The following is a 20,270-nucleotide window of genomic DNA, read 5'->3' on the forward strand; positions in this document are numbered from 1 at the left end:
GGTCCGTACCGGCGCGGCTCAGAACAGCCGCAGCTTGTCGTCCTCGATGCCGCGCATCGCGTCGTAGTCGAGGACCTGGCAGCCGATGCCCCGGTCGGTCGCGAGGACCCGGGCCTGCGGCTTGATCTCCTGCGCGGCGAAGACGCCCCGCACCGGGGCGAGATGGGGATCGCGGTTCAGCAGCTCCAGATAGCGCGTGAGCTGCTCCACGCCGTCGATCTCGCCGCGCCGCTTGATCTCCACCGCGACGGTCCGCCCCTCGGCGTCCCGGCACAGGATGTCGACGGGGCCGATCGCCGTCATGTACTCGCGGCGGATGAGGGTGTAGCCCTCGCCGAGGATCTCGATGCGGTCGGCGAGCAGTTCCTGGAGGTGCGCTTCCACGCCGTCCTTGATCAGGCCGGGGTCGACGCCCAGTTCGTGCGAGGAGTCGTGGAGGATCTCCTCCATCGTGATGATGAGCTTCTCGCCCGCCTTGTTGACGACGGTCCAGACGCCCTCTTCGTCGCCGGTCCCCTCCTTCAGGGTGCAGGGCGGCGACATCCAGTTCAGGGGTTTGTAGGCCCGGTCGTCGGCGTGGATCGAGACGCTGCCGTCCGCCTTGACCAGGATGAGACGGGGTGCCGACGGCAGGTGCGCGGTGAGCCGCCCGGCGTAGTCCACGGAGCAGCGGGCAATGACGAGACGCATGGTCGGCAACGCTACTCGACCGGCCGGGGTCGACGCGATTCGCCGTCACACACGACCCTCGGGACCCACCTGACGCGTCCTGAATCTCCGGGAAAACGCTTGTTTCGGCGATGGCCGATTACCGGCCCACAGGAAGTTCCGCATCCGGGCATTCGCCTGGTGCCGTCACCGTCCGTTGCTTACGGTATTGAACGGGAGGTCGCGAACTGTGTACGCAGCGTGTCCGATACCGCGCACTCCCTTATCTGTCAGGCAACCCCTGTTCGTTGGGGGTGCGAGAGGAGAACCCATGTCGCTCGACGTCTCACCGGCCCTACTCGAACAGGCCGAGCGAGGCGAGGTCGACGAAGCTGAATTCGTCGACTGCGTCCGGACCTCCCTGCCCTTCGCGTGGGAGATGATCAGCTCCCTGGTGGCACAGCTGAAGGTGGACGGCGGAGCCTTCGCCGACAACCAGACGCCCCCGCCGGACGAGCAGGCACGCGGTCAGCTGCTGCGTGCACTCGCGAGTGACGCGATACGCGGCGCGCTGCAACGGCACTTCGGTGTACGGCTGGCCTTCCAGAACTGCCACCGGGTGGCGGTGTTCCCGCTCGACCCCTCGGTCGACGAGAGGCACGCCCGCTTCACCTCGGTGCGCGCTCAGATACTGAACCAGTCGCCGGAACTGCGCGACTGCTGACGCGCTCCACCGTTCGCTTGCCGCTCCGTACGCGGGAGGTGCAGTTGTACCGGGGCGGCAAGCCTGTGTGAACCCCGCTCGCTCAGCCGAGCCGGGGCAGTACCTCGGCTCCGAGCCGCCGCACGTTCTCCTCGGTCGCCGCGAGGTCGCCGGAGCCCTCGACGAGCAGGGCGAAGCGGGAGATGCCGGTCCGCTCGCTGGTCGCGGCGAGCCGGTCGGCGCACAGTTGCGGGGGCCCCACCGGGTGCAGTCCGCAGAGGAGTTCGGTGTACGCCAGCGGGTCGCGCATCCGCCGCTGCCGCCCGTCCACCGTGACATGGGCCTCAAGCCCCTGTTTCAGCCAGCCGGGCATCGCCTTCATCAGGGTCTCCGCCGCGTCCGTGCGCCGGTCCGCGATCTGGCAGACGCCGGCCGAGACATGGGCCGCGCGGTGGATCTCCCGGGCCGGCCGCCCGCAGGCACGGGCGTGGTTGCGCCACAGGGCGACCATCTCGGCCTTCTCCTCGTCCCCGACGTGCATGCCGAGCAGCATCGGCAGCCCGCGCTCGGCGGCCAGCCGTACGCTCGCCGGGGAGGTGCAGGCGACCACGACCTCCGGGCCCTCCGCCTCGTCCAGGGACTCCGACGGGCGCGGCACGACGGGCACCTCGCGGAAGCGGTAACGCTCGCCGTCGGCCCCGACGGACGGTTCACGCAGCCAGCGCACCAGCAGATCGAGTGATTCCGGGAACCCTTTCTCGTACGCGTCCAGTCCGGCCCCGAACACCTCCAGGTCGACCCACGGCCCGCCGCGCCCGAGGCCCAGCGAGAACCGGCCGCCGCTCGTGATGTGCAGCAGCGCGGCCTGTTCGCCGAGGGCGACGGGGTGGACGGTGGGCAGCACGCTGACCGCCGTACCGACCCGCAGCCGGCGGGTGCGGCCGAGCAGTAACGCGGCCAGGGTGACGGCCGACGGGCAGGTGCCGTAGGGCACGAAGTGGTGCTCGGCCAGCCAGACCGTGTCGAGCCCCGCCTCCTCGGCGACCTCGGCCGAGCGGACCGCGCGGTGCAGCGCCTCTCCCTCGCCCTGCCCGGGGAACTGGGCGGCCAACACGAAACTTCCAACGCGCATTGCTTTCCTGCTTCCTTGGCTCCGACGCGGAGCTCCCCCGCAGGGCATAACCGCCCGACACGTGCCGAGGACACGGCCGGGCGGGGGATTTTGCGGATTGTCTGCAGAATCAGCCGCTCAGGAGGGGGTGCCGCATGACCACGGAGGGGACTTGTGACGTTTGGTTCCGTACGCGTACCCCTGCGCGCGCCGCGTAGGCTGGTAGCGGCCCCAGCATCCTGTATAGCCCCGTGAGGTGTTCTGTGTCCCCGCGTCGCAACCGACCCAAGGGAGCCGGTTCGTCCGGCCGGAGCGCCGAGGACGACCGCTCCGGCCGCTACGGCGGCTGGCAGTCCACGGAGAGCTGGCAGGGCGAGGAGTGGAGCGTACGGCACGTGGCGGGCGCCAGTGCCCAGGGCAAGGCCTACCGCTGCCCCGGTTGCGACCAGTTGATCCCGGACGGGGTGCCGCACGTGGTGGCCTGGCCGGAGCACTCGGGCGTCGACGAGCGCCGGCACTGGCACAAGGCGTGCTGGAACGCGAAGGACCGCCGCACCACGCGGGTGCGGCGGTCCCGTGACGCGCCGAAGTTCTGAACCTCGTTACACGTCCCGCTTCTGCAGCAGGGCGAAGGCGCCGCCGAGCGCGGCCGCCGTGGCGACCAGCATGATCCACAGCGGGTCCCAGCCCGACGGGCCGGAATCGCTCAATGAGTTGGCGTAGAAGATGCTCATCTGGTTCGGGATGGAGTACTCGAACAGCGCCTGCTGCACGTCCGCCAGCGAGGACGAGAACATGAACAGCGCGATCACCAGCGGGGCGAGCACGGCACCGATCATGATGGTGATGGCGCCCGCCGAGTGCCGGATGATCGACCCGATCGCCAGCGACAGCGTGCCGAGCAGCGCCACGTAGAGCGAGACGCCGACCGTGCCCTTCAGCCACTCCTCACCCGAGGGGCTGCTCGCGCCGTCGCCCTCCAGCAGCGCCACGTGCAGGAAGCCGACCAGCGACGCGCACACCAGGGTCACCACGAAGGCGATCAGGAAGAACACCATGGCCTTCGCCGCGAGCACCCGTCCGCGCGAGGGGCAGGCGACCATCGTGGTGCGGACCATGCCGGTGCCGTACTCCGACGCCGTGGTGAGCACGCCCAGCGTGATGATGCACATGTTGCCGAGGAGCAGCCCGAAGAAGCCGAGGGCCAGCGGGCTCTCGCCGCCCATGTCGGGTTCGGCGCTCGACACCACCAGGCCGGTCAGCAGACCGATGCCGACCACGAGCAGCACGAACACGCCCAGCGTCCACATCGTGGAGCGCACGGACTTGATCTTCGTCCACTCGGAGGCGAGCGCGTGCCCGAGGTGCGTACGGACCACGGGGATCGGCGAGGTGTAGCCGGGATACGGGGAGCCGGGCGCCGCCTGCCAGTCGGGTGCGGCGGTCTGCGGCATCGGGGGCGGGGGCGTGCTCATCGGGCGTCCTCGGGCTTGGTCAGGTCGGCGGCGGGAGCGGTCGGGGGCGCGGCGGGCACGGCGGGCGGCGCCGCCGGAGCCTGGGCGGGCGGCGCCTGGGGCGCCTGCGGGGCGGGCTGCGCGTACGGGTTGGGCGCGGGGGCGCCCGGGGCCGCTCCAGGGGCGCCCGGGGCGCCGTAGGGGCCCGCGGGGGCCTGTCCGGGTACGCCCTGCGGCGCGGCGAAGGGCTGCCCGCCCTGCTGGGGCGGCGGCGGGGCGTACCAGCCGGGCTGGCCCTGTCCCGGAACCGGCACCGGCGGCTGCGCGCCGGGCGGCAGCGGCTGCTGGAGCCCGGCCTTCTGGTCGGTGGTCGAGCGGTAGTCGACGGCGCCCTGCGTCATCCGCATGTACGCCTCCTCCAGCGACGCCTGGTGCGGCGACAGCTCCCACAGCCGTACGTCGGAGTCGTGGGCGATGTCGCTGATGCGCGGCAGCGCCAGTCCCGTCACCCGCAGCGCGCCGTCCTGCTCGGGCAGCACATGGCCGCCGGCCTCGGTGATCGCGGCGGACAGCTTCTCGCGCTGCTGCGGCTCGGTGTCGGGGGTGCGCACGCGCGCGAAGTCGGCGGAATTGGCGGAGATGAAGTCCGTCACGCTCATGTCGGCGAGGAGCTGTCCGCGCCCGATGACGATGAGGTGGTCGGCGGTCAGCGCCATCTCGCTCATCAGGTGCGAGGAGACGAAGACCGTACGGCCCTCGGCGGCCAGCGCCTTCATCAGGTTGCGCACCCAGAGGATGCCCTCGGGGTCGAGGCCGTTGACCGGCTCGTCGAACAGCAGCACCTGGGGGTCACCGAGCAGCGCGGCGGCGATGCCGAGCCGCTGGCCCATGCCCAGGGAGAAGCCCTTGGACCGCCTGCGCGCCACCTCGTGCAGGCCCACCACGCCCAGCACCTCGTCCACCCGCCGGGCCGGGATGCCCGAGAGCTGGGCCAGGCTCAGCAGGTGGTTGCGGGCGGACCGGCCGCCGTGCACCGCCTTCGCGTCCAGCAGCGCGCCGACCTGACGGGGGGCGTTGGGCAGCCTGCGGTAGGGGTAGCCGCCGATCGTGACCTGACCCGCGGTGGGGTTGTCCAGACCGAGGATCATCCGCATCGTCGTCGACTTGCCCGAGCCGTTGGGACCCAGGAACCCGGTGACGGCGCCGGGCCGCACCTGGAAGGAAAGGTTGTACACAGCGGTCTTGTCGCCGTACCGCTTGGTCAGGCCGACTGCCTCGATCATGCTCCGCACCCATCGAAAGGTTCAGGACAGCGGGGCACACGCCCCCGTAAGGGTTAGGAGCTTATCGAGGCGCTGACGGTTCCGCTCAAGCCGAGGTAAAAACCGGTCCCGCGCGGTCACCCACCGGGCGTCGCGCCCCCTTCACTGCGCGTCGCGCCGCTTCAGCAGCACGTAGCCGCCGACGACCGCCGCGATCACCCAGAGCGCCATGATCCCGAGGCCGCCCCAGGGCCCGTATGGGGTGTCGTCGTCCAGGGGCGTCACCACCTGCATGATCCTGCTGCCGGCCTGGTCGGGCAGGAACTGTCCGACCTTCTTCGTGGCGTCGACGTTGCCGAGGATGTTGGAGATCAGGAAGAAGAACGGCATCAGGATGCCCAGCGACAGCATGGGGGAGCGCAGCATCGCGGCGACGCCCATAGAGAACAGCGCGATCAGCGTCATGTAGAGGCCGCCGCCGATCACCGCCCGCAGCACCCCGTCGTCCCCGAGGGACGCCTTGTGCTCGCCGAGCATCGCCTGGCCCAGGAAGAACGTGGCGAAGCTGGTCGCCATGGAGACGACCAGGGCGAGCGCGGTGGCGACCGCCAGCTTGCTCAGCAGGAACGTGCCGCGCCGCGGTACGGCCGCCAGCGAGGCGCGGATCATGCCGGTGCTGTACTCGTTCGACACCACCAGCACCCCGAACACGATCATCGCGAGCTGCCCGAGGCTCATCCCGGCGAAGCTGATGAACGTCGGGTCGAAGGAGAGCCGGTCCCGTGCGCTCATGGTCTCGAACTCGTTCTTCGACAGCGCCGAGATCAGCATGCCGAGCGCGATGGTGACGACCACCGCCAGGGAGAGCGTCCACACCGTGGACGCCACCGACCGGATCTTGGTCCACTCGGACCGTACGACCTGCGTCGCCGCCATGCCGCTCAGCCCTTCTTCCAGCTCTCGCCCCACTGCTGCCGCGGGGGCGCGGGCGTACCGGTGCCGGTGTGCGCGTGGTACTCCACCGACTCCGCGGTCAACCGCATGAACGCCTCCTCCAGGGAGGCCTGCTGCGGGCTCAGCTCGTGCAGCACCAGCTGCTGCCGGGCCGCCAGCTCCCCGATGTACTCGGCCTTGGAGCCGTCCACCTCCAGCGCCCCGTCGCCGCTCTCCACGGCGGTGACCCCGGCCTGGCGCAGCGCGTCGAGCAGCCGCTCGCGCTGGGGGCTGCGGACACGGACGTACGAGCGGGAGTTGCGCTCGATGAACTCGGCCATGGAGGTGTCGGCGAGCAGCCGGCCCTGGCCGATGACGACGAGGTGGTCGGCGGTCAGCGCCATCTCGCTCATCAGATGGGAGGAGACGAAGACCGTACGGCCCTGGGCGGCGAGCGATTTCATCAGTGTGCGGATCCAGTGGATGCCCTCGGGGTCGAGCCCGTTGACCGGCTCGTCGAACATCAGGATCCGCGGGTCGCCGAGCAGCGCGGCGGCGATGCCGAGCCGTTGGCCCATGCCGAGCGAGAACCCCTTGGCCTTCTTCCGCGCCACCGCCGTCAGCCCGACCGTGTCCAGCACCTCGTGCACCCGCTGCCGCGGGATGCCGTTGCTCTGCGCGAGGCACAGCAGATGGTTGTAGGCGCTGCGGCCCGGGTGCACGCCCTTGGCCTCCAGCAGGGCGCCGATGCAGGTCAGCGGGTCCTTGAGCCGGTCGTAGCGCGTGCCGTCGATCCGTACGTCCCCGGCGGTCGGGTGGTCCAGGCCCAGGATCATCCGCATGGTGGTCGACTTGCCGGCGCCGTTCGGGCCGAGGAAGCCCGTGATGATGCCCGGTCTGACGGTGAAGGTCAGATCCTTGACCGCCACCTTCTCGCCGTACCGCTTGGTCAGCCCCTCGAGCTCGATCATGCGGCCACGCTAGAACGGGACAAAGCCCTCTGCCACCTCAGTGGCAGAGGGCTTCGCCGATACGTCGGTCGCCGTTACCGGGACTGCTGGGCCGGAACCCCGCGGGAGATCGGCTCGTCCTCGGTGGCGGGCGCGCCGGTCGCCGCCACCGCGGCACCGGTGAGCGTCGCCAGCATCTCGCGCACGTTCGTCAGCTGGGCGTTGATCGAGTCGCGGCGGTTGGTCAGCGCCGCGAGCTCACGCTCGGATTCCGAACGGATCCGGTCGGCCTTGGCGTTGGCGTCGGCCACGATGTCCTCCGCCTGACGCTGAGCCGTCTCCACCGTCTGGCGGGCACGGCGCTCGGCGTCGGTGCGCAGCTTCTCGGCCTCCAGCCGGAGCTGCTCCGCGCGGTGCTCGATCTCCGCGAGGCGCTTCTCGGCCTTCTGCTGGCGCGAGGCCAGGTCGCGCTCGGACTGCTCACGCCGCTTGGCGAGGTTCGTCTCGAAGTCGGCGGCGGCCTGCGCGGCCTTGGCGCGGGTCTCCTCGAAGAGGGCGTCCGCCTCCTCCCGCTTGGACTGCGCGTCCTTCTGCGCCTCGGAACGCAGCTGGGCGGCGTCGCCCTGGGCCTTCTCGACGATCCGCGCGCCCTCGTCCTCCGCCTTCGACTTGCGCTCGGCGGCGTACGACTCGGCGTCGTTGCGCACCTGCTGGGCGGCCGACTCGGCGAGCTCGCGGTGCTGCTCCGCCGCGCGCCGGGCCTCCTCGCGCAGGTCCTTCGCCTCCTCCTCGGCGAGGCGGAGGATCTTCTCCACGCGCGCGCCGAGACCGGCGTACGACGGCTCGGCGTCGTTGACCTGGGCCTGGGCGTTCTGCGTCTCGAGATGGAGCTCTTCGATGCGCTTTTCCAGAGCGGTGATGCGGGCGAGAGCGCTGTCACGGTCGGAGACGAGCTTGGAGATACGTTCGTCCACCTGAGCGCGGTCGTACCCACGCCGCACAAGCTCGAAGCCGTAGGGGGAAGTGTCGCTCATGGGGTTCCTGTCGAATGAGACCGGTGAGGTGATAGGTGGAATCCTAGGGGCGAAAGCGCTGTGTCATCGAGCGGATGCACGTTTGATACGGAGAATGACACCCCTTTTGAGTGGCTCGCCGCCGCAATGCTTGCCAAAAGCATGATCAAAGCCCTCACCCTACAAGGGATTTCGTCCGCTTTGCCAGCTATTCCGCTGACTTGCCACCCGTACGGGTACCACCCGCGGCGGCCCCCGCCTTGACCCCGTTGTCCTTCGCGCCCCCCGGCGCCTCGAAGGACTCCAGCGCCTCCAGCACGTCCTGCACGCGGGAGATCTCCGCGTTGATGTCCTCGCGGCGCCGCACCAGCACCTCCAGCTCGCGCTTGCCCTCCTCGACCGTGCGCCGCGCCTCCCGGACCGCCTCGGCCTTCAGCTCCTCGGCCTCCTTCACCAGGCGGGCCTTCTTCTGCTCCGCCTCCTTCAGCAGACCCTCGGCCTTCTTCACGGCGGCGATACGCACCTTGCCGGCCTCGGAGTTGGCCTCGGAGACGATCTCCTTGGCCTTCGCCTCCGCCTTGGCGAGCTGTTCCTCGGCGGCCTTGATGAGCGCGTCGCAGCGGTCGCCCGTCGACTTCATCGTCTCCGCCGCCTCACGGCGGGCCCGCCCGTGCAGCTCCTCGATCTCACTGGTGATCCGGTCGCGCAGCTCCTCCGCGCGCTCCCTGATCTGCGTGGCGTCCCGGCGCGCGCCGACCAGCAGCTCGTCCGCGTCCGTACGGGCCTTCTCCACCCGCGAGTTGCCCTCGACGGTCGCCTCGGCGACCAGCCGGTCGGCCTCGCTGCGGGCCGCGCCGACCATCGTGTCCGCCTGCGCCTCGGCCTCCGCCGTCGTCTTCAGCGCCTGCTGCTGCGCCTCGGTGAGCAGCTTGTCCGCCTCGGCGGTGGTCTCCGTGATGAGCGTGTCCACCTGCTCGGCCGCCTCGGAACGCCGCTTGTTGGCGTCCTTGCGGGCCTCGTCCAGCGTCCGCTCCGCCTCCTCGCGCGCGGCGGACACCATCCGCTCGGCCTCCGACTCCGCGTCGGACCTGACCCGCTCGGCCTCCTGGCGCATCCGCTCCGCGTGCGCCTGCGCCGACCCGACCGTCTCCGCGGCCTCGGCCCGCAGCCGCTCCGCGTCCCCGGTGGCGTCCGCGATCAGCTTCTCCGCCTTGGACACCGACTCCGACCGCACCCGCTCGGCCTCGGCGGCCGTCTCCGCGCGCACCCGCTCGCTCTCCGCGAGGGTCTCGTCGGTGAGCCGCTCCGCCTCGCTGCGGGCCTCGGTGATGAGGGTGTCCGCCTGCGTCGCCGCGTCCGAACGGATCCGGTTGGCGTCCTCACGGGCGTCCGCCCGGGTGCGCGCCGCGGCCTGCTCCGCCTCGGCGATCGCGTCCGACGCCTCCGTACGCACCCGCTGGGCGTGCTCGGACACGTCCGTACGGATCCGGTCGGCCTCCGTGATGGCCTCGGACACCGTCCGCTCGGCCAGCGCCTTCGCGGCCTCCGTCTCCTCCTGCGCCTCGCGCCGCAGCCGGCCTGCGTCCTCGCTCGCCCGCTCCCGCTCCGCGTAGGCGTCGGAACGGACCCGGTCCGCCTCCTCCTCGGCCTCACGGCGGGTGCGCTCCGCCACGTGCTCGGCGGCGCTGCGCAGCCCGGCGATCTCCTCCTGCGCCTGCTCGTGCAGCCCCGCCACGGAGTCCCGCACCTGCTGGGCGTGCTGTTCGGCCGCCGACACCATCTCGGTGGCACGCCGGTCGGCCTCCTCGACCAGCCGTACGGCCTCGGCCTGCGCCTCCTCCACGCGGGTGCGCGCCGACGCCAGCAGCTCCTCGCTCTGCTCGCGGGCCCGCTCGCGCTCCTGGTCGGCCTCCTGCCGGGCCGCGCCGAGGAGTTCCTCGGCCTCGCGGCGGCGCCGGGCGGCCTCCTCCTGCGCGGCGGCCAGCGTCTCCGAGGCCTCCGCGCCGATCCGCTCGGCGGCGGCCTGCGCCTCCGCGCGCATCCGGTCGGCGCTGTCCTGCGCCTCCGACTTCAGCCGCTCCGCCTCGGCCGCGGCCTCCGACCGCAGCCGCACGGCGACGGACTCGCCCTCCGCGCGGGACGCCGACGCGTCCGCGGCGGCCTCGTCACGCAGCCGCTCGGCCTCCGCCTCCGCCTGCTGCCGCAGCGTCCGGATCCGCTCGGCGGCCTCCGCGCGCAGCCGCTCGGTCTCCTCGGACGCCTCCCGGCGGATCCGGCCGGCCTCCTCACGCGCGTCGCTCAGCGCCTGCTCGGCCGATGCGAGCCGCTCCTCGGCCTCCGTGTGCAGCCGCGTCAGCTCCCCGGCGGCCTCCGCGCGGCGCGCCTCCACGGCCAGCTCGGTCTCCTCGCGCAGCTCGCGCGCGGCCCGCTCGGCGTCCTCCTTGAGCGCGTCGGCCTGCTCGACGACCTCCGCGCGGTGCCGCTCGGCCTCCTGGCGGGTGCGCTCCAGCGTCTCCTCGGCCTGCCGGCGCAGCGTCGTGGCGCGCTCGATGGCCTCGGTGCGGACCTTCTCGCTGTCGCTCTGCGCGGTGGAGCGCAGTTCGTCGGCGTCCGCCTTCGCCTTGGCGAGCAGCTCCTCGGCGGACTTCGCCGCCTCCTCGATCTGCGCCACGGCCTCCTTGCGGGCCTCCGCGCGGATCTTCTCGCCCTCGGCGACCGCGTCGGCGCGCAGCTGCTCGGCCTCGCCGCGCAGCCGGCGGGCCTCCTCCTGCAGCTCGACCGTCTTGGCGCGGTACTCCTTGGTGTCGTCCTTCGCCGCGCCCTTGAGCTGCTCGGCGATGTCGTGCGCCTCGGCGCGCAGCCGGTCCGCCTCGGCCTCGGCCTCGCTGCGGATCCGCTCGGCCTCCTCGGCCGCCGCCCTGGTGGTCTGCTTGGCCTCCTCGGACGCCTTGTTGAGCACGTCCTCGGCGGTCTTGGCCGCCTTGGAGAGCTGGGTGGCGGTTTCTTCGGCGGTGAGCGTGCGGGCCTTCTCGGAGGCCTCGGCGACGATCTTCTCGGCCTCCGCGCGGGCGTCCGCGACCAGTTGCTCGGCGTCCGCCTTGGTGGTCTCCGCCTCCTTGGTGGCCTCGCTGACCAGCCGCGCCACCTGCTCCTTGGCGGTGCGCGTACGGGTCTCGTTGGCGGACTCGGCGGAGGCGAGCGCCTTCGAGGCGGCCTCCTTCGCCTCGGCGAGCACCTTCTCCGCCTCCGCGCGGGCCTCGCGCAGCGCGGAGTCGGCCTGGGACATCCGCTCCTCGGCGGCCCTGCTGAGCTCCTGCGCCTGACGGCGCGCGGACTCCGACTCGCTGGCCGTCGACGTCCGCAGCTGCTCGGCGTGGTCGGTGGCCTCCTGGGCCTGCGTCGAGGCGGCGTTCAGCAGCCGCTCGGCGTCCGCGCGGGCCCGGCGCAGGATCTGCTCCGCCTCCGCGCGGGCCGACTCCGCCTCGCTCTGCAGCCGCTGCCGGGCCTCGGCCGTCAGCCGCTCGGCCTCCGCGCGGGCGGCGGCCATCGCCTGCTCGGTCTCCGCGCGGGTCTCGTCGAGGAGCCGGCGGGCCTGCTGCTCGGTGCGGGCACGGAGCTGCTCCGCCCACGCCACGTTCTCGTTGACGTGCGACTCGACGGTCTGCCGGCGCTCCGCCAGCTCCTGGTCGAGCTGCTGGCGCCGCGTCACCGCCTCCTGGTGCAGCTCCGCCTGGAGCCGGGCCGCCTGCTCCGCGTGCTCCTGGAGGATCCGCTGGGTCTGCGCCCGCGCCTGGCTCAGCTCCCGCTCGGCGTCCGCGCGGAGCTGGTCGGCCTGCACCTGCGCGTTGCGCAGCAACTGCTCGGCCTGGTAGCCGATGTCACCGCCGTCGTACGCGGGCCGGGACATGATGGTGCGCCGCGCCTCGTGCAGCTTGGCGCGCAGCACCTCGACCTGGTAGCCGAGGTCCTCGGCGTGCTGGATCGCCTTTTCCCGCTCGGTCTTCAGCCGCTTCATCTCGGCTTCGAACCGAGAGAGGTGGTCGACGTCAGCCGCCGGCTCTCGCTCCTGGCTCTCGTAGCCCCGCACTGCGCGGTCCCATCCGTCCCCTGGTCGCAAGTCTGGCCGAGCTCCGTCCATCCGCCGAACGGGGCCCCCGGGGAATGGTGTCAGATCAACGGCGGAGCATGGGCTGCCGCCCCGCGCTCGCCCCCCGAAAACCGGACCCCGGCGATCCCGCCGCCAAAGACGACGGGACTGGGTCACCACGCATCGAGCGGCGACCAGACCCAACCCTACCGGCCCTTATGTACGTGGGTCAGTGCCCGGACGACTCAACGGGCGCCGAAGTGACCAGTTCTGTCAGTACGCCATGGCAGTCCTTGGGGTGCAGGAAGGTGATTCGTGACCCCATGGAGCCGCGCCGGGGCTCTTCGTAGAGAACGCGTACGCCCTTGTCCTTGATGTCCGCGGCCTCCGTGTCCACGTCCGCCGTACCGAAAGCGATGTGGTGGACGCCCTCGCCGTTCTTCGCCAGCCACTTGGCGACGGTGGAGTCCTCCCGGATCGGCTCGAGGAGCTGCAGATAGGAGGCCCCGCCGTCGGAGGTGTCGTTGATCTTGAGCATGGCCTCGCGCACGCCCTGCTCCTCGTTGACCTCGGAGTGGAACACCTCGAAGCCGTAGGTGGCCCGGTAGAACTCCACGGTCTTGTCCAGGTCGAAACAGGCGATCCCGATGTGGTCGATTCGCGTCAGCATGGATTCAGTGCAGCGCTCCCGCGACGGTTACGCAACGTGCGCGCGATCACACCGAAAGGACGATGACGTGGTCCACCGCACGTCAGTACATTCGAAGTAAACCCTCGTTCACTCCTCGGCTGTGCAGCCGGAAGGGGATCGCAGCTCATGTCTTCCGAAACTTCCGCACCATCCGCAACGAACGGCACGACCTCCGTCATCGTCGCGGGCGCCCGCACCCCCATGGGTCGGCTGCTCGGCTCACTCAAGTCCTTCTCGGGAGCCGACCTCGGCGGCTTCGCGATCAAGGCCGCCCTCGACCGTGCGGGGATCGGCGGCGACCAGGTCCAGTACGTGATCATGGGCCAGGTGCTCCAGGCCGGGGCGGGGCAGATCCCGGCCCGCCAGGCCGCCGTCAAGGCCGGCATCCCGATGAACGTCCCGGCGCTCACCGTCAACAAGGTGTGCCTCTCCGGCCTCGACGCCATCGCGCTGGCCGACCAGCTCATCCGCGCCGGCGAGTTCGACGTGATCGTCGCCGGCGGCCAGGAGTCCATGACCAACGCCCCGCACCTGCTCCCGAAGTCCCGCGAGGGCTTCAAGTACGGCGCGGTGCAGATGCTCGACGCCATGGCGTACGACGGTCTGACCGACTCCTTCGAGAACATCGCCATGGGCGAGTCCACGGAGAAGCACAACACCCGCCTCGGCATCGCCCGCCCCGAGCAGGACGAGATCGCGGCCCTGTCCCACCAGCGGGCCGCCGCCGCGCAGAAGAACGGCATCTACGAGGCCGAGATCACCCCGGTCGAGATCCCGCAGCGCAAGGGCGACCCGGTCCTGTTCAGCAAGGACGAGGGCATCCGCGGCGACACCACGGTCGAGTCGCTCGGCAAGCTGCGCCCGGCCTTCTCGAAGGACGGCACGATCACCGCGGGCACCTCCTCGCAGATCTCGGACGGTGCGGCGGCCGTGGTCGTGATGAGCAAGGCCAAGGCGCAGGAGCTGGGCCTGGACTGGATCGCCGAGATCGGCGCCCACGGCAACGTGGCCGGTCCCGACAACTCCCTCCAGTCGCAGCCGTCCAACGCGATCCGGCACGCCCTCAAGAAAGAGGGCCTGGAGGTCTCCGACCTCGACCTCATCGAGATCAACGAGGCCTTCGCCGCGGTCGCCGTGCAGTCAATGAAGGACCTGGGCGTTTCCACCGAAAAGGTGAACGTCAACGGCGGCGCCATCGCGCTGGGTCACCCGATCGGGATGTCCGGCGCCCGGCTCGTACTGCACCTGGCGCTGGAGCTGAAGCGGCGCGGCGGCGGTGTCGGCGCGGCGGCGCTGTGCGGCGGTGGCGGCCAGGGTGACGCGCTGATCGTGCGGGTACCCAAGGCCTGAGCCGGTTTCTTTACAGGTTTTCTTCTCGTGAACGGAGCTGTGATGCAGGACGTCTCCTCGCTGGTCGCCCAGGCCAGGGAAGGCAGGCCACGGGCCGTGGCCCGGCTGATCTCCCTGGTGGAGGGGGCGTCCCCGCAGCTCAGGGAGGTCATGGCGGCCCTGGCGCCGCTGACCGGGAACGCGTACGTGGTCGGCCTCACCGGCTCCCCGGGCGTAGGCAAGTCCACGTCCACCTCCGCCCTGGTGACCGCGTACCGCAAACAGGGCAAGCGGGTAGGCGTCCTTGCCGTCGACCCGTCCTCCCCCTTCTCCGGCGGAGCCCTGCTCGGCGACCGCGTCCGCATGTCGGAGCACGCCTCCGACCCGGGCGTCTACATCCGCTCGATGGCCACGCGAGGCCACCTGGGCGGCCTGGCGTGGGCGGCCCCGCAGGCCATCCGCGTCCTGGACGCGGCCGGCTGCGACGTGATCCTGGTCGAGACGGTGGGCGTGGGACAGTCGGAGGTCGAGATCGCCTCCCAGGCCGACACGTCGGTGGTGCTCCTGGCCCCCGGCATGGGCGACGGCATCCAGGCGGCGAAGGCCGGAATCCTGGAGATCGGCGACGTCTACGTCGTCAACAAGGCCGACCGCGACGGCGCCGACGCCACCGCCCGCGAACTGAACCACATGCTGGGCCTCGGCGAGTCCCGCGCCCCCGGCGACTGGCGCCCCCCGATCGTGAAGACGGTCGCCGCGCGGGGCGAGGGCGTCGACGAGGTCGTCGAGGCCCTGGAGAAGCACCGCGCCTGGATGGAGGAGGGGGGCGTCCTGACGACCCGCCGCCTGGCCCGAGCCTCCCGAGAGGTCGAGACCATCGCGGTGACGGCCCTCCGCGAACGCATCGGCGACCTCCACGGCGACCGCCGCCTGGACGCCCTGGCGGAACGCATCATCGCGGGGGATCTGGACCCGTACCGGGCGGCGGACGAACTGGTGGAGGGCCTGACTGCTGCCGGCCCGTCCGGTACCGACTAGCCCGTCCGGCACCGACCGGCCCGTCCGGCGTTTGAGGACAAAGGGGGGCCTGGGGGCACAGCCCCCAGGGACGGGACGGGAAGGGGCGGCGGGGGCGAAAACAATCAGTCGTCGTCCGAGTCGCCCCCGTCGTCGTCCCGGTCAGCCGTGACAGAGCCGCTGCCCAGATCGACCCGCCAGTCCCGCTCACCCCCGGAGGAGGCCCGCGTCTCGGCCTCCCACCCCTTGTCATCGTCGTCGTCCAGATCCACCGACGTCACCGTCCCCTTGGCGGCAGCCGCCTTCGCGGCCTCCCCGGCCGTCACCGACGCCCCCTTCAACGCGGCCCGCACCTCGTCGGCGTCGTCCTCGTCGTCCTTCGAGGCGCCCAGGACCTTCCCGTTGCCCGGATCGACGCGCACGCTGTACCAGCCGTCCCCACCACCGAGGACGTCGACCTCCCAGACCGCCTTGCCGCCGTTGTCGTCATCGTCGTCGTCCAGCTCGGCGGAGACGGCCGTACCCGGCGTGTGCTTCAGCGCGGCGGCGATGGCGTCGGCGGCGGTCACGTCACCGGAGACGGCACGCTCGTCACGGTCGTCGTCACGACTGTCGTCGTCGTTACGACTGTCGTCGTCGTCCCGCCCGTCGTCGTCCCGCCCGTCGTCATCCCCCACCCGGCTCTCCGTCTGCGCCACCGACGCCGCCCCGTCGTCGCTCCCCGAGACCGCGAGGGCCGTAGCCGTACCGCCCCCGACCAGGGCCGCGGCCGTGACGACGGCGATCACGATGTTGCGCTTCATGCTGTTTCCTCCCGAGTCGCTTCGTTTTCGACGTCTTCAATCTCGCCGACCGACGCTGAGGAGAACCTGAAACCGCCTGAAGGGATCTTCAGGTTCGCTTTGCGACCCTTGACCCATGCGCCCGCCCGTCTCCCACCACCACCCTGCCGGAGGCGCTTCGCGCCGCCCCTTTCGACTCCTGATCGTGGAGGACGAAAAACGCCTCGCCCTCTCCCTCGCCAAGGGCCTCACCGCCGAGGGCTACGCCGTGGACGTCGTCCACGACGGCCGGGAGGGCCTGCACCGGGCCACGGAGGGGACGTACGACCTCCTGATCCTCGACATCATGCTGCCCGGCCTGAACGGCTACCGGGTCTGCGCCGCCCTGCGCGCCGCCGGCCACGACGTGCCGATCCTGATGCTCACGGCGAAGGACGGCGAGTACGACGAGGCCGAGGGCCTCGACACCGGCGCCGACGACTACCTCACCAAGCCGTTCTCGTACGTCGTCCTCGTCGCCAGGATCAAGGCGCTGCTGCGCCGCCGGCAGGGCGCCGGGGCCTCCCCGGTCCATGTGCACGGCGACCTCAAGGTGGACACCGCCGCCCGCCGGGTCTTCCTGGGCGAGGACGAAGTGACCCTGACCGCGAAGGAGTTCTCGGTCCTCGAACACCTGGTGCTGCGGGCCGGCGAGGTGGTCTCCAAGGCCGACATCCTCGAACACGTCTGGGACTTCGCCTACGAGGGCGACCCCAACATCGTCGAGGTCTACGTCAGCGCCCTGCGCCGCAAACTGCGCGCCGGTCTCATCCGTACCGTGCGCGGCGCCGGTTACCGCCTGGAGACGGCTTCGTGAGCCGCCTGTTCGGCTCGGTCCGCGCGCGGGCGACGCTCGGCGCCACCCTCGTGGTCGCGGTCGCCCTCGTCGCGGCCGGCACCGCCGTGCTGCTGTCGCTGCGCTCCAACCTGATCGGCGAGGCGGGCACCCAGGCGGAACGCTCCGCGCGGGCGGTCGCCTCCGAACTCGCCGCCCGGACGCCGTACGACAAACTGTCGGGGCTGGACGGCGACGACAGCCCGGTGCAGATCGTCGACGCGGACGGACGACTGGTCGCGGTGAGCGAGGACCTGCGACGGATCACCGGCACGGCGACGACCGACGTGACCCCGCAGTCGCCGAAGCCGGACGATGACGACGACTCCGGCGACGACTCCGACGACTCCGACGACGATTCCGGTGAGTCCCTCGCCCCCGGCGAGATCTCCGCCGAGACCACCTTCAGCAACGGCTCGGCGACCATCGACGGCGACACCGAGGACTACCGCTTCGCCGCCGTGGAGGTGGAGACCGACGACCGGGGCCGCCTCACCGTCCACGCGGGCGCCCCCCTCGCCGCCGAACACAGCGCCGTGCGGACCGCGCTGACCGTGATGCTCATCGGCTTCCCGCTGCTCCTGACGGTCGTCGGTGCGGTGACCTGGCTGGTCACCGGCCGGGCGTTGCGCCCGGTGGAGGGCATCCGGAGCGAGATGGCCGCGATCACCGCCTCCGAGGACCTCGCCCGCCGCGTCCCCGAACCGGCCACGCACGACGAGATCGCCCGTCTCGCCCGCACCACCAACGAGACACTGGCCGCGCTGGAGGCGTCCGTGGAGCGGCAGCGGAGGTTCGTCGCCGACGCCTCGCACGAGCTGCGCAGCCCGATCGCGTCCCTGCGCACCCAGTTGGAGGTGGCCGCCGCCCACCCCGAGCTGCTGGACCTGGACGGTGCCGTCGAGGACACCGTGCGGCTCCAGCACCTCGCCGCCGACCTGCTGCTGCTTGCCCGGCTGGACGCGGGGGAGCGGCCCGCCGACGCCCGGGTCGACCTGTCCGCGCTGGCCCGCGAGGAGGCCGCGGGCCGTACGGGCGTGACGGTGGACGCGGAGCCGGCGGAGGTGACCGGATCGCGGGGACAGTTGGGGCGAGTGCTCGCCAATCTGCTGGACAACGGCCGGCGGCACGCCCGCGAGCGGGTCACCGTGACCGTACGGCGGGAGGGTGACTGGGCGGTCCTGGGTGTGGCCGACGACGGCGAGGGTGTGGCCGAGGCCGACCGGGAGCGGATCTTCGAGCGGTTCGTACGGCTGGACGCCGCCCGCAGCCGCGACGACGGTGGCGCGGGGCTGGGGCTGGCGATCGCGCGGGATGTCGCCGTACGGCACGGCGGGACGCTCACGGCGTCCGCGGCGCCGACCGGCGGAGCCCTGTTCGAACTCCGCCTGCCGCTCGCCCGCTGAGCCCGAGGGCCGTCAGTGACGCCCCCGCTGCCCCCGCAGATGCTCGGCGATGGGCTTGAGGGCCTTGTCGAGCTCGGTGAGGGCCTCGGGGGAGAGCAGGTCGATGAAGTGCCGGCGCACGGACGCCACATGGTGCGGGGCGACCTTCTGCATGGTCTCCATGCCGTGGTCGGTGAGGACCGCGTACAGCCCGCGGCGGTCGGACTCGCAGTTCTCCCGCCGGACCAGGTTCGCGTTCTCCATGCGGGTGATCTGGTGCGAGAGGCGGCTCTTGGACTGCATGGTGGCGGAGGCGAGGTCGCTCATCCGCATCCGCCGGTCCTCCGACTCGGACAGGTTCACCAGGATCTCGTAATCGTTCATCGTCAGGCCGAACGGCTGCAGATCCTTCTCGAGCTGGTACGTCAACAGCCTGTTGACCTCCAGGTGGGTGCGCCAGGCGCACTGCTCCGCATTGGTCAGCCAGCGGGTGGCCGTCTCGGTCTCCATGAATGAAGTCTACCTAAGAAAGTTGAATGGCGAACTAATAAGGCTTCCGTGTGACACCGCGCGCAGGCGTTCGATGTCACACCCCGCACACTACCGCTCACAGCCCGAAGCGACGCTGGAGGTCTCCCAGCTGTCCGGGAAGACGCGGTGTGCCCGCCCCCTGCCCGTGGCCACCCGGAACCCCGCCCCCGGGCACCCCCGGCTCGTTCGGAGTCACCCCCGTGGCCTGCTCCGCCATCAGCGTCTCGGACGACTGGAGCAGCACCGTGCCCGCCCCCACGAACTCGAACTGGTGCTCCTCGCCGGAGGCCCCGCCGAGGCCCGTCATCGCACGTAGACCGCCCATCAGGCCGGTCATGTAACCGTGGTCGTAGTGGTGGCACGGGGAGGGGCAGTCCGCCCATCCGACCAGCGCCTGCGGATCCACCCGGATGGGAGGTTCCATGAACACCACCGGACCGTTGGAGGCGGCCACGAACTTTCCGGTTCCGATCAGCGTCAGAAAACCCGGCACGATCGACTGCTTGAGCGCGAGACTTGGCTGAAAAGCGAGGAGGTTGCCCGAGCGAATGGTCAGGTTGCCGTCCTCGAGGTCGTACGAATTCACATCGAAGGCCCGGTCGGCGAGGAGCATCTTGCCCGAGCCCTCCGCCACGACCCAGTCGCTCGCGTGCAGTGGCGAATGGAACGACGTACGGACAAGTCGGTCGAGTCGCCCGTGCCCGATCCCGTTGAACTCGATCGAACCGTAGTAGGCGATCATCTTCCCCTTCTGCATGAACCACTGGGTGCCCTTGAGCTCCACGCAGAAGGTGTAGTGATCGACGTTGTCGTCGGACGGCAGCGTCGCCGGGTCGTGGACGGTGTTGCTCACAGCTTCTCCTCCGACGCCTGGACGTACACGGCACCGCTGCCGCTCAGCTCCAACTGGAACGCCTCGCCGGAGCCGCGGCCCACCATGTCCCGCCAGCCGAGGGCGGTCGACAGCTTGTTGCGGACGTCACCGTGGTGGGCGACGTAGGCCTGCGGGTCGACGTGCACCGGCCGCTGCGGGGTGATCGGGACCTCGATGACCCCTCCGTGGGCCATCACGGCGACGGAGCCGTGTCCCTTCAGCGAGGTGGTGAACAGCCCCTGCCCGGAGACCTGCCCCCGCACCATGCCCATCACCCCGCCCTGCGAGCCGAGGAACACCGTGCCCTGCTCCAGCGTGCCCTCGAAGGCCAGCAGCCGGTCGGCCTCGACGTACAGGGTGTCCCCGGCGAGGTCGATCACTTGCACGTGATGGCCGCCGTGCCCGAACAGGACGGTGCCGCTGCCCTCGACGGACATCAGGGGCGTGTCCTCGTTGGCGACCCGCCGCCCGATCATCGACATCACCCCGCCCTGACCGCCGGCCATGTTCGGGGTGAAGCTGACCTCCCCCTTGTACGCGAGCATCGCGCCGCGCTGACTGAACAGCCGCTGACCGGGCGACACGGTCGCCTCGATCATCTTCGCGTTGATCTCCCGGAAGCCCAT

Annotated in this window: 19 protein-coding genes; 6 read left to right on the forward strand and 13 right to left on the reverse strand. The window is 71.2% G+C overall.

The features are described 5' to 3' along the window. Window positions 1-18: 18 nt before the first annotated feature. Entirely contained in the window at window positions 19-690 is a 672-nt protein-coding gene (gene nucS / locus AMK33_RS10540) for an endonuclease NucS (protein ID WP_073932513.1), read from the reverse strand. A gap of 289 nt (window positions 691-979) precedes the next feature. On the opposite strand from nucS, the gene AMK33_RS10545 reads away from it, so the two are divergent. Next, a complete protein-coding gene (locus tag AMK33_RS10545; RefSeq protein ID WP_073932514.1) occupies window positions 980-1,372 on the forward strand; it encodes an SCO5389 family protein in 393 nt (130 codons plus the stop codon). 82 nt (window positions 1,373-1,454) lie between these two features. On the opposite strand, the gene AMK33_RS10550 is transcribed toward AMK33_RS10545, so the two are convergent. Beyond that, window positions 1,455-2,483, reverse strand: coding sequence for an LLM class flavin-dependent oxidoreductase (locus tag AMK33_RS10550; RefSeq protein WP_073932515.1), 1,029 nt, complete (start codon window positions 2,481-2,483; stop codon window positions 1,455-1,457). 242 nt (window positions 2,484-2,725) lie between these two features. Between AMK33_RS10550 and AMK33_RS10555 the strand changes: the two genes are divergently transcribed. After that, window positions 2,726-3,058: an ATP/GTP-binding protein gene (locus tag AMK33_RS10555; RefSeq protein WP_073932516.1), complete on the forward strand. Its 333-nt coding sequence runs from the start codon at window positions 2,726-2,728 to the stop codon at window positions 3,056-3,058. Between the two features lie 6 nt (window positions 3,059-3,064). On the opposite strand, the gene AMK33_RS10560 is transcribed toward AMK33_RS10555, so the two are convergent. The 7 genes from AMK33_RS10560 to mce form a co-directional block, all read right to left on the reverse strand. Further along, window positions 3,065-3,937 carry an ABC transporter permease subunit gene (locus AMK33_RS10560; protein WP_073932517.1) on the reverse strand — a complete coding sequence of 291 codons (873 nt, stop codon included), beginning with the start codon at window positions 3,935-3,937 and terminating at the stop codon, window positions 3,065-3,067. Further along, window positions 3,934-5,199 carry an ABC transporter ATP-binding protein gene (locus tag AMK33_RS10565; RefSeq protein WP_073932518.1) on the reverse strand — a complete coding sequence of 422 codons (1,266 nt, stop codon included), beginning with the start codon at window positions 5,197-5,199 and terminating at the stop codon, window positions 3,934-3,936. Before AMK33_RS10565 ends, AMK33_RS10560 begins: the two co-directional genes overlap by 4 nt. 141 nt (window positions 5,200-5,340) lie before the next feature. Further along, window positions 5,341-6,114, reverse strand: a complete 774-nt coding sequence (locus AMK33_RS10570) for an ABC transporter permease (RefSeq protein ID WP_073932519.1) — start codon at window positions 6,112-6,114, stop codon at window positions 5,341-5,343. 5 nt (window positions 6,115-6,119) lie between these two features. Further along, on the reverse strand, window positions 6,120-7,082 hold the full coding sequence (locus AMK33_RS10575; RefSeq protein ID WP_073932520.1) for an ABC transporter ATP-binding protein: 963 nt from the start codon (window positions 7,080-7,082) through the stop codon (window positions 6,120-6,122). 74 nt (window positions 7,083-7,156) lie between these two features. Continuing rightward, window positions 7,157-8,095: a cellulose-binding protein gene (locus AMK33_RS10580; RefSeq protein ID WP_073932521.1), complete on the reverse strand. Its 939-nt coding sequence runs from the start codon at window positions 8,093-8,095 to the stop codon at window positions 7,157-7,159. Window positions 8,096-8,282: 187 nt separating this feature from the next. Then, window positions 8,283-12,161, reverse strand: coding sequence for a polarized growth protein Scy (gene scy, locus AMK33_RS10585; RefSeq protein ID WP_073932522.1), 3,879 nt, complete (start codon window positions 12,159-12,161; stop codon window positions 8,283-8,285). A gap of 229 nt (window positions 12,162-12,390) precedes the next feature. Next, window positions 12,391-12,831, reverse strand: coding sequence for a methylmalonyl-CoA epimerase (gene mce / locus AMK33_RS10590; protein ID WP_073932523.1), 441 nt, complete (start codon window positions 12,829-12,831; stop codon window positions 12,391-12,393). A gap of 147 nt (window positions 12,832-12,978) precedes the next feature. Between mce and AMK33_RS10595 the strand changes: the two genes are divergently transcribed. Together AMK33_RS10595 and meaB are read left to right on the forward strand one after the other, a co-directional pair. Then, entirely contained in the window at window positions 12,979-14,202 is a 1,224-nt protein-coding gene (locus AMK33_RS10595; RefSeq protein WP_073932524.1) for an acetyl-CoA C-acetyltransferase, read from the forward strand. 42 nt (window positions 14,203-14,244) lie between these two features. Beyond that, the gene (meaB, locus tag AMK33_RS10600) at window positions 14,245-15,219 is read left to right on the forward strand and encodes a methylmalonyl Co-A mutase-associated GTPase MeaB (protein WP_073932525.1); all 975 of its coding nucleotides are present in this window, start codon (window positions 14,245-14,247) and stop codon (window positions 15,217-15,219) included. A 104-nt stretch (window positions 15,220-15,323) separates the two neighbouring features. On the opposite strand, the gene AMK33_RS10605 is transcribed toward meaB, so the two are convergent. After that, entirely contained in the window at window positions 15,324-16,001 is a 678-nt protein-coding gene (locus AMK33_RS10605) for a PepSY domain-containing protein (protein WP_073932526.1), read from the reverse strand. A gap of 115 nt (window positions 16,002-16,116) precedes the next feature. On the opposite strand from AMK33_RS10605, the gene AMK33_RS10610 reads away from it, so the two are divergent. Beyond that, window positions 16,117-16,836, forward strand: a complete 720-nt coding sequence (locus AMK33_RS10610) for a response regulator transcription factor (RefSeq protein ID WP_073932527.1) — start codon at window positions 16,117-16,119, stop codon at window positions 16,834-16,836. Continuing rightward, window positions 16,833-18,260: a sensor histidine kinase gene (locus tag AMK33_RS10615; protein WP_073932528.1), complete on the forward strand. Its 1,428-nt coding sequence runs from the start codon at window positions 16,833-16,835 to the stop codon at window positions 18,258-18,260. The genes AMK33_RS10610 and AMK33_RS10615 overlap by 4 nt, the downstream gene beginning before the upstream one ends. A gap of 12 nt (window positions 18,261-18,272) precedes the next feature. Here the strand turns inward: AMK33_RS10615 and AMK33_RS10620 are convergent, their stop codons facing one another. The 3 genes from AMK33_RS10620 to AMK33_RS10630 form a co-directional block, all read right to left on the reverse strand. Further along, window positions 18,273-18,749, reverse strand: a complete 477-nt coding sequence (locus AMK33_RS10620) for a MarR family winged helix-turn-helix transcriptional regulator (RefSeq protein WP_073932529.1) — start codon at window positions 18,747-18,749, stop codon at window positions 18,273-18,275. 97 nt (window positions 18,750-18,846) lie between these two features. Further along, a complete protein-coding gene (locus tag AMK33_RS10625; RefSeq protein ID WP_073932530.1) occupies window positions 18,847-19,623 on the reverse strand; it encodes an AIM24 family protein in 777 nt (258 codons plus the stop codon). After that, on the reverse strand, window positions 19,620-20,270 hold the full coding sequence (locus AMK33_RS10630) for an AIM24 family protein (RefSeq protein ID WP_073932531.1): 651 nt from the start codon (window positions 20,268-20,270) through the stop codon (window positions 19,620-19,622). Before AMK33_RS10630 ends, AMK33_RS10625 begins: the two co-directional genes overlap by 4 nt.

The organism is Streptomyces sp. CB02400 (assembly GCF_001905725.1).
Classification (GTDB): domain Bacteria; phylum Actinomycetota; class Actinomycetes; order Streptomycetales; family Streptomycetaceae; genus Streptomyces; species Streptomyces atrovirens.

Excerpts from the sequence above, each read along its gene's own strand:
- nucS (WP_073932513.1), bottom strand. The coding sequence starts at position 690 with ATGCGTCTCGTCATTGCCCGCTGCTCCGTGGACTACGCCGGGCGGCTC.
- AMK33_RS10545 (WP_073932514.1), top strand. The coding sequence starts at position 980 with ATGTCGCTCGACGTCTCACCGGCCCTACTCGAACAGGCCGAGCGAGGC.
- AMK33_RS10550 (WP_073932515.1), bottom strand. The coding sequence starts at position 2,483 with ATGCGCGTTGGAAGTTTCGTGTTGGCCGCCCAGTTCCCCGGGCAGGGC.
- AMK33_RS10560 (WP_073932517.1), bottom strand. The coding sequence starts at position 3,937 with ATGAGCACGCCCCCGCCCCCGATGCCGCAGACCGCCGCACCCGACTGG.
- AMK33_RS10565 (WP_073932518.1), bottom strand. The coding sequence starts at position 5,199 with ATGATCGAGGCAGTCGGCCTGACCAAGCGGTACGGCGACAAGACCGCT.
- AMK33_RS10570 (WP_073932519.1), bottom strand. The coding sequence starts at position 6,114 with ATGGCGGCGACGCAGGTCGTACGGTCCGAGTGGACCAAGATCCGGTCG.
- AMK33_RS10575 (WP_073932520.1), bottom strand. The coding sequence starts at position 7,082 with ATGATCGAGCTCGAGGGGCTGACCAAGCGGTACGGCGAGAAGGTGGCG.
- AMK33_RS10580 (WP_073932521.1), bottom strand. The coding sequence starts at position 8,095 with ATGAGCGACACTTCCCCCTACGGCTTCGAGCTTGTGCGGCGTGGGTAC.
- mce (WP_073932523.1), bottom strand. The coding sequence starts at position 12,831 with ATGCTGACGCGAATCGACCACATCGGGATCGCCTGTTTCGACCTGGAC.
- AMK33_RS10595 (WP_073932524.1), top strand. The coding sequence starts at position 12,979 with ATGTCTTCCGAAACTTCCGCACCATCCGCAACGAACGGCACGACCTCC.
- meaB (WP_073932525.1), top strand. The coding sequence starts at position 14,245 with ATGCAGGACGTCTCCTCGCTGGTCGCCCAGGCCAGGGAAGGCAGGCCA.
- AMK33_RS10605 (WP_073932526.1), bottom strand. The coding sequence starts at position 16,001 with ATGAAGCGCAACATCGTGATCGCCGTCGTCACGGCCGCGGCCCTGGTC.
- AMK33_RS10610 (WP_073932527.1), top strand. The coding sequence starts at position 16,117 with ATGCGCCCGCCCGTCTCCCACCACCACCCTGCCGGAGGCGCTTCGCGC.
- AMK33_RS10620 (WP_073932529.1), bottom strand. The coding sequence starts at position 18,749 with ATGGAGACCGAGACGGCCACCCGCTGGCTGACCAATGCGGAGCAGTGC.
- AMK33_RS10630 (WP_073932531.1), bottom strand. The coding sequence starts at position 20,270 with ATGGGCTTCCGGGAGATCAACGCGAAGATGATCGAGGCGACCGTGTCG.